Here is an 8,103-nt window from a genome sequence, read left to right on the forward strand (position 1 = left end):
GGTCGACACACAAAAGGGAAGGCAACAGGATGCAACAGGTAAAAGTCTGGGATCTGCCCTTGCGGCTGTTTCACTGGTTGCTGGTCGGTGCGGTGATTGGCGCGCTGGTGACGGTCAAGCTGGGCGGCAATGCGATGCTCTGGCATGGCCGCTTCGGGCTGGCGGTGCTGGTCCTGCTTGGCTTTCGGCTGGCCTGGGGGGTGCTGGGCTCGACCCATGCGCGCTTCCACACCTTCTTCCCCACGCCAGGTCGGCTGCTGGCTTACCTGCGCGGTAGCTGGCAGGGGCTGGGGCACAATCCACTGGGCGCGCTGTCGGTGTTTGCACTGATCGGCCTGTTCGGCTTTCAGGCCCTGAGCGGCCTGGTGGCCAGCGATGATATTGCCTTCAGCGGGCCGCTGATCCGTGCGGTACCTTCTGACTTCAGCAGCCTGATGAGCAGCTGGCACCGACGCACAGAGGAAGCGCTGTACCTGCTGGTGGGGCTGCATGTGCTGGCGATAGCGGTGTATCGGTTGCGCGGCGACAACCTGCTGGGACCGATGCTGCACGGGCGCAAGTCGCTGGCGCCGGGGCAGGCCGCTGAGCCGGCGCGTGGGGGTGGCTGGCTGGCACTGTTACTGGCACTGGGTTTTGCTGCGCTGGTCTGGTGGCTGGCGAGCGGCAGCTGGATTCCGGCACCGGCGCCAGCCCCCTCAATACCGGCATTCTGAAACACCGGGCCCGGCCAATTGGCGGGGCCCGGTGCAATCCGACTGGAGCTCAGTCCTTGCGGTACTTGTCGTGGCAGGACTTGCAGGTCTCGCCCAATCGACCGAAGGCGGTGCGGATGGCGGCCTGATCGCCGGACTCGGCCTGGGCCACCAGATTGTTGGCGGCCTCGACAAAGTCACCGGACAGTTGGGCAACATCGGGGAAATTCTCGAACAGCTCCGGCTTGACCCGGGTGGTCTGGCTGCCGACATCGCGGTCAGTGCCCGGGCCGTAGAGTGCGCCCATTCCGGAGCTGCCAATGGCGGCAATGGCGTTGGCGGCGGCGAGGATCTGCTGCTGGTTGTACTCGACGCTGCCGTCAATCACCTGCGCCTTGATCTTGCCCATATTCCACGACATGAAGCTATAGCCGGCCTTGCGGAACTTGATCTGGTCCTCCGGGCTGACCTGGGCGCTGGCCTGAACGGCAGCCGTCATAACCGTGGTAGCCAGTGCGGCCATCAGAAATTTCTTCATTGGTGCTCTCCTTGGGTATCACTTTATTTTACTGGCAGCCCGATGCGGGTCACCCAGTGCATTGAAGGCCAGATGGGTACTCGGAAATACCTCGCCCACCTGCTCCTGCAGCCAGTCGGTCTGCTCAAGACCGTCCATCAACGGCCCCTTTACCTCGGCCAGATACACGCGGATATCCCGCTCGGCCAGACCTTCGGTCAATTCCTTGAGCATGTCCAGTCCGGTACTGTCGATATGGTTGACCGCCGACAGTATCAACAACATATGACGGGTATCCGGATAGTCCTCCAGCGCCTGGGCAATCGCCTGTTCGATGGCCTTGCTGTTGGCAAAGAAGATGTTTTCGTCGATGCGCAAGGCCAGCAGTTGCGGTTCGGTTTCCACCAGATGCCGGCGGGTGTTGCGAAAATACTGGGTGCCCGGCACCCGGCCAACCACCGCCACATGCGGGCGACTGCCGCGCCACAACTGCGCGGCGATTGACAGGCCGACACCCAGCAGGATGCCTCCCTCGACCCCCAGCAGCAGCACACCCAACGCGGTGCATAACAGGGTCAGACCCTCGGCACGATCGTAACGCCAGGCCTGCCGCAGGCCCTGCAGATCAATCAACGGCCAGACCGCCAGCAGGATCACACTGGCCAGCACCACCAGCGGCAGCCAGGCAAACCAGGGCGCCAGGGTCAGCAAAATAGCGCCGATCACCAGCATCGCCAGCACCCCGGCCAGCGGCGTATTGGCGCCGGCCTCGGCATTCACCACCGAGCGCGAAAACCCGCCACACACGGCAAACCCCCCGGCCAGCGCCGAGCCAACATTGGCCGCACCCAGCCCAAGCAGCTCGCGGTTGGCATCGATGCGCTGGCGCCGACGCCGTGCCAGCGACTGGGCAATCGATACACTTTCGACAAAGCCGACCAGACTGATCAGCAGCGCCGGCAACAGCAACGCGCGCAAGCTGGACAGCTCCGGCAGGCTGAGCGCCAGTGCCGGCAGTCCGGCCGGCACCTCGCCGACCACCGGCACTCCGCGTGACGGCAAATCCAGCCATATGGACAGCAATATCCCCAGCAGCACCACCAGTATCGGTGCCAGCCTGGCCAGCAGGGTGGCGCTGGGCGCGGCCAGCCCGAGTCGCTGCAACTGTGGCGCCAGCCAGCGCCGCGCATACAGCAGCCAGGTCAGGCTACCGAGGCCTAGCAGCAATACTGTCAGATTGTCAGCAGTCAGTGACGGAAGGCCTTGCGGCCAGCCGGGCAGGGCAAGGAAGGCCGGCAACTGGCTGAAGATGATCAGCAGCGCAGCGCCGCTGATAAAGCCACTGATCACCGGATGACTGAGGAAGTTGGCCAGAAATCCAAGGCGCATCAGCCCGAAGGCAAACAGCATCAAGCCGGACAATAGCGCCAGCCAGATCGCCAGCTGCAGGTATTCGACTGTACCGCTGGTCGCCAGTGGCGCCAGCAGCGCGGCGGTCATCAACCCGGTCACCGCTACCGGCCCCACCGACAGGCTCATGCTGCTGCCGAATAGCGCATAGCCCAGCAAAGGCAACAGGCTGGCATACAGGCCGACTTGCACCGGCAAGCCGGCGAGCATGGCATAGGCCATGCTCTGCGGGATGATCATCACGCTGACCACCAGCCCGGCGGTCAGATCACCGCCCAGCCAGCTGCGCCGGTAATGCCGTAGCCAGGCCAGCCAGCCAGTGCCGCCAGGCGGCTGCAGGCGATCAGTCAACAACGACATATCAGGCTCGAACCACCGGATCAAAGATCATCAACGCACTCCGAAACAACATCTGGGTGAAGCCGGCAACGTCTGCCACACACCACGAATAATACCCTTGCGAGTATATGGCTGCCAGCAGGATAACCAATCCTGCCCTGTATATAGATTGTCAGTGGCTTGCAACGCGGCCTGTTTGTGCCACTATCTGAACACCACCTTGTATCAGGCGACACAACAACCATGAATGAAGAGGCGGTCGGCCCTGCAGCAACGCGCGATGAACTGCAATTATTCCCCTGGCGTGACGAATTCGACACCGGGATAGAGCTGATCGACCTGCAACACCGCCAGCTTGTAGCGTTGCTTAACAGTCTGGCACAACATTTTGTTCGTGGAGCCTCGCATACCGATTTACTGACGCTGCTTGACCAGCTGACCGACTATGCGGATTACCATTTCAGCAGCGAGGAATCCATCTGGCAGGAGCATTTGGCCAGCGAGCCGGAGTTCAGCAGCCATTGCCAGTCCCATGCAGAGTTCTTCCACCAGATTAAAACACTGCAATCGGCAGAGGGCGACGCCGGCAAACTGCTTGAACAATTGCTGGAGTTTCTCACCCGCTGGCTGGTTTTCCACATTCTTGACAGTGACAAGCGCCTTGCATTGACCGTGCATGCCCTGCAGCAGGGCTGCAATGCCGTGGAAGCGCGTACTCATGCCGAGCGTCAACTGGGCGGCAACCAACGCAAGTTGATACGGGTGTTGCTGGACATGTACAGCCAGCTTACCGGCAGAACCCTTGATCTGATGCGCGAACGCCTGGCCCGGCAGCAGGCAGAGCTTAGTCGCGACCTGTTACAGGGAGCGCTGGAAGATCACCGGCAGCACAAGGGCGAAAACCAGATACAGGAGCTGTTCGATCATCTGAAGCTCGCCGTGATGCTCTGCAGAAAATCCGACGGCCTGATACTCAGAGCCAACCCCGCCGCCAGCGAACTCACCGGACTCCCCCTGCAACGCCTGTTGGCCATACCCGCCCAGACACTGCTGGGTATCGACCTGCAGTTTGATGATCAGGCTGCCTTCAAGGATCAGCACGTGCAACTGCAACGCGCCGACGGCGAATGCATCAACGTTACTGTGCGCCAGAGCTCACTGCAGCTACAGCGGCACGGCGACTGCGCGGCGTTACTGGTGTACAACCGGCAACAACAGCAACTGGAACAACAGCAACTGGAACGCCTGGCCTATACCGACCATCTCACCGGGCTGGCCAACAGACCCTCAATCACCCGCTCGATCACCCGCGCCATGGGCAACCTGCAACCCGGGCAGCGACTGGCGGTTATCTACTTTGATCTGGACAACTTCCGGACCATCAATGACGCCCATGGCGAAATTGTCGGCAACCGCCTGCTGCGCTGGGTAGGCCAGCGCTGGCAGAGCCACCTTGGTGTGCAGCGACCACTGGCACGCATTGGCGGCGACGAGTTTATTGCACTGATCCCTGACAGTGAGGATGGCGAACGCTTTACCCGACTGCTCAAACGACTATTGCGCACCCTGGATACGCCCTTTGCTGTCGGACACCACAGTTACCGGGTAACCGCCAGTGCCGGCGTCAGTTTCTATCCGCAAAGTGGCCCTGCGGATGCCGACATGCTGATACGCCAGGCCGATCAGGCCATGTACAAGGCAAAAATGAATGGTATCCCCTTCCAGCTGTTCGACGACCAGCAGGAACGCCAGTTACGCGATCAGCAACAAACGCTCAGTCGCCTGCGGCTTGCCCTGCAGCGGCGCGAGTTGATTCTGCATTACCAGCCGAAAGTCAATCTGTGCAATGGCCGCATTACCGGTGTCGAGGCCTTGCTGCGCTGGGAACATCCGCATGACGGCCTGTTGCCACCCGCTGCCTTCCTGCCACTGATCGAGGATGATCCGCTATCGATTGCTGTCGGCGACTGGGTGCTCGAGCAGGCATTGCGACAGCTGGAAGGCTGGCACAGCGAAGGGCTGGAGTTACCGATCAGCGTGAATGTTGCCGCAATGCAGCTTCAGGATCCGAATTTCGTTGAGAAACTTACCCGATTGCTGGCCAGCCACCCGCGCATCAACCCGGCACTGCTGGAGCTCGAAGTTCTGGAGAGCAGTGCTATTGCCGATATGCAACAGGCCCTGCAAACGCTACGCGACTGCAAGGCGCTGGGCGTTCAACTGGCGCTGGATGATTTCGGCACCGGCTACTCGTCACTCTCCTATCTGAAACAATTGCCGGTACAAACACTCAAGATCGACCGCAGCTTCGTACGCGACATGCTCAGCGACCCTGACGACCTGAACATTCTGCAGGGCATCATCAGCCTGGCGCAGGCCTTTGGCCTCAAGGTGATTGCCGAAGGTGTGGAAAACCCTGAGCAGGGCAGCCGGCTGATCGCGCTGGGTTGCCTGCATGCCCAGGGCTACTTCATCGCCCGGCCTATGCCGGCAGCCGCACTGATCGACTGGATGCGCGAGTGGAAACCCGTCGCTGCCTGGCAGGTCGCTACCAGTGACTACCAGTTGTAAACTACCCAGATACCCCCGAGAGTTTTCTATTTATGAGCAATTTCACCTTTCAGCTTGCCGACCGCACCGCCCTGATCACCGGCGCCTCCAGTGGCCTGGGCGCCCACTTTGCCCGGGTGCTGGCCGAGGCCGGCGCGCGGGTGGTGCTGGCAGCACGCCGGGTCGAGCGCTTGCAGGCGCTGGTTGACGAACTGACAGCCGACGGCCGGCAGGCCATGGCGGTGAGCATGGATGTCACCGACAGCGATAGCGTCGAAGCGGCCTTTGCCGCGGTCGAGGCGCGCTGGGGCGCACTGGATTTGCTGGTGAACAACGCCGGCATTGGTGATCCGGTGAAGTTCCTTGAGATGACCGAGGGCAACTGGCGCAGCATGCTCGACACCAACCTCGACGGCGCCTGGCGTGTCGCCCACCGGGCCAGCCAGGCGATGGCGCGCAGCGGGCGCGGTGGCAGCATCATCAATATCGCCTCGATCCTCGGTCTGCGGGTCGGCAACGGCCTCAGCCACTACGCGGTGGCCAAGGCCGGCGTGGTGCAACTGACCAAGGCCATGGCACTGGAGCTGGCGCGCGACAGGATCCGCGTGAATGCCATAGCACCCGGCTATTTCCGCACCGAGATGAACAGCGACTATTTCGCCAGCGAGCACGGCCAGCAATACATCCACAAGCAGGTACCGATGCGCCGGTTGGGCCAGCTGCAGGAGCTGGATGGCCCGCTGTTGCTGCTGGCCAGCGACGCCGGCAGCTTTATCACCGGCAGCGTGCTGGCGGTGGATGGCGGCCATCTGGTCAACAGCCTCTAGGTTTACCGTACATGCCGCCCGGTTACCGATCGCCAGCCACCCGAATCAGTCTGATCGGCGGGTTCCTGCTGGCGCTGCTGTTCATCTGGCTGGCATGGTCCGGCTGGCAGCGGCAGAACGAACAATGGCAAGCGCAACTGAGCGCACAATCGGAGTTGCAGCGCGTGGCGCTGCTGCAGTCCCAGCACAACCTTCGCCAACAGGCCCTGCGGGCAGCCCAGGGGCTGGCCAGCGACCCTGATACCCTGCGTCTGATTCGACGTATCGCCCTGCTGGCCGAGCGATACGGAACGGACGATGCACAGTTGCTTCTGCTGCGCGCCCAGCTCGAACATGACCTCCAGGCCTACTGGAAGGTATTGCGTCAGGGTGGCGCCCATCAGCTGCATATTCACCTGGCACTGGATGTGATCAGCCTGTTGCGCATGCACCGGCCGGAGCGCTGGGGCGACTCTCTGGCACAGATTCGTCCATTAGTAGTCGAGGTGCAACAAAGCGGGCAAAGCGTCAGCGGCCTGGAACTCGGCCGCTTTGATTCCGGCATTCGTGGCGTCATCCCGATTCGCGCCGAGGACAATCAGCAATCAAGGGTGGTCGCCAGCATCGAGGTCGGCTTGGGCATGCTGCCACAATTGCAGATGCTCGACAGCACACTGGATGCCGGCGTAGCCCTGCTGCTGAATGCCAGCCTGATGCAGGAAGTGCTCTGGCAGGCACCGCCTCGCGATCTGTTGACCACGGCAAATGGCATGTGGCTGCTGGATGGTGAGTCCCGCAGCGACCTGCGTGACTGGATGGCAGTAATCAATATCGACGGCAAGCTGAACGCTCAGGGCACGCAACTGGTCAGCAGCGGCGGACAACGTTACCTGCTGACCAGCATCCCGCTACGCGACCATGCCGGTGAGTCAGACCCGCAACGCGAATATGCTGCCATTCTGCTGGCCTGGCAGAACGTCACTCCCGGCTGGCTGGCATTACAGCGCGACCGCCGTGCCGAGCTGCTGAAATGGTCACTGGCCCTGCTGGCCTCGCTGGCCCTGCTGGTGCTGTTGTTCAATGCCCTGCGCCGCAGCCTTGAGCGCCAGATGCGTGAGCGCCACGCCCTGCAACAGCAAATGCAGCAGCAGCGTCTGGTGCTGAGCGAGCGACTGCAGAAACTCAGCCGGCATCTGCCTGGGGTAATCTATCAATTCCAGCTCAGCCCCTCCGGACACAGTTGGTATCCCTGGGCCAGTGGGGCTATCCAGGACATTTATGGCATCAGTCCCGAACAGGCGGCCCTCAGCGCTGACACCGTATTCGAGCGCATCCTGCCCGAAGATCGCGATAGGGTCAGCGCCAGTATCGCCGATTCCGCACAGACACTGAGGCCCTGGCAGGACGAGTATCGCGTGTTGCACCCAACCCGAGGCGAGCTCTGGCTGTCCGGAAACGCATCACCTGAAAGACTGGCAAACGGCGATACCATCTGGCACGGCTATATTGCCGACATTACCTCGCGCAAACATATCGAACTGGAGCTTGAACACCAACGCCAACGGCTGGCCGAGATTATTCAGGCTACACGTGCCGGTACCTGGGAAGCAGATCTGCGCAGCGGCGCCGTGCAGATCAATGCCCGCTGGGCGGAGATCATCGGCTACCGGCCCGAGGAGCTTGAGCCCATGACCCTAGCAGCCTGTTGAAATTCGCCGCGATGATTACGCCCACTGCTTCTGGCAGCAGCGGTCGCGCTCGTTTACTTCCCGTTTAGGGCGCCAATCGA

The 8,103-nt window shown here is 61.8% G+C and carries 6 protein-coding genes; 4 read left to right on the plus strand and 2 right to left on the minus strand.

The genetic code is table 11. The annotated features are described in order from the left end of the window. Window positions 1-29 precede the first annotated feature (29 nt). Window positions 30-713, plus strand: a complete 684-nt coding sequence (locus BMZ23_RS09255; protein ID WP_093475891.1) for a cytochrome b/b6 domain-containing protein — start codon at window positions 30-32, stop codon at window positions 711-713. Between the two features lie 49 nt (window positions 714-762). Here the strand turns inward: BMZ23_RS09255 and BMZ23_RS09260 are convergent, their stop codons facing one another. Both BMZ23_RS09260 and BMZ23_RS09265 read right to left on the minus strand, forming a co-directional pair. Next, window positions 763-1,215, minus strand: coding sequence for a c-type cytochrome (locus BMZ23_RS09260; protein WP_218143586.1), 453 nt, complete (start codon window positions 1,213-1,215; stop codon window positions 763-765). A 33-nt stretch (window positions 1,216-1,248) separates the two neighbouring features. Beyond that, window positions 1,249-2,979, minus strand: coding sequence for a SulP family inorganic anion transporter (locus BMZ23_RS09265; RefSeq protein WP_093475897.1), 1,731 nt, complete (start codon window positions 2,977-2,979; stop codon window positions 1,249-1,251). 222 nt (window positions 2,980-3,201) lie between these two features. Between BMZ23_RS09265 and BMZ23_RS09270 the strand changes: the two genes are divergently transcribed. The 3 genes from BMZ23_RS09270 to BMZ23_RS09280 are packed head-to-tail and all read left to right on the plus strand — an operon-like array spanning window position 3,202 to window position 8,023. Then, window positions 3,202-5,529 carry a bacteriohemerythrin gene (locus tag BMZ23_RS09270; protein WP_093475900.1) on the plus strand — a complete coding sequence of 776 codons (2,328 nt, stop codon included), beginning with the start codon at window positions 3,202-3,204 and terminating at the stop codon, window positions 5,527-5,529. 32 nt (window positions 5,530-5,561) lie between these two features. Further along, window positions 5,562-6,335: an SDR family NAD(P)-dependent oxidoreductase gene (locus BMZ23_RS09275; RefSeq protein ID WP_093475903.1), complete on the plus strand. Its 774-nt coding sequence runs from the start codon at window positions 5,562-5,564 to the stop codon at window positions 6,333-6,335. Between the two features lie 11 nt (window positions 6,336-6,346). After that, entirely contained in the window at window positions 6,347-8,023 is a 1,677-nt protein-coding gene (locus BMZ23_RS09280; RefSeq protein WP_093475906.1) for a PAS domain-containing protein, read from the plus strand. Window positions 8,024-8,103 lie beyond the last annotated feature (80 nt).

Source organism: Halopseudomonas yangmingensis (assembly GCF_900114825.1).
GTDB classification, from domain to species: Bacteria; Pseudomonadota; Gammaproteobacteria; order Pseudomonadales; family Pseudomonadaceae; genus Halopseudomonas; species Halopseudomonas yangmingensis.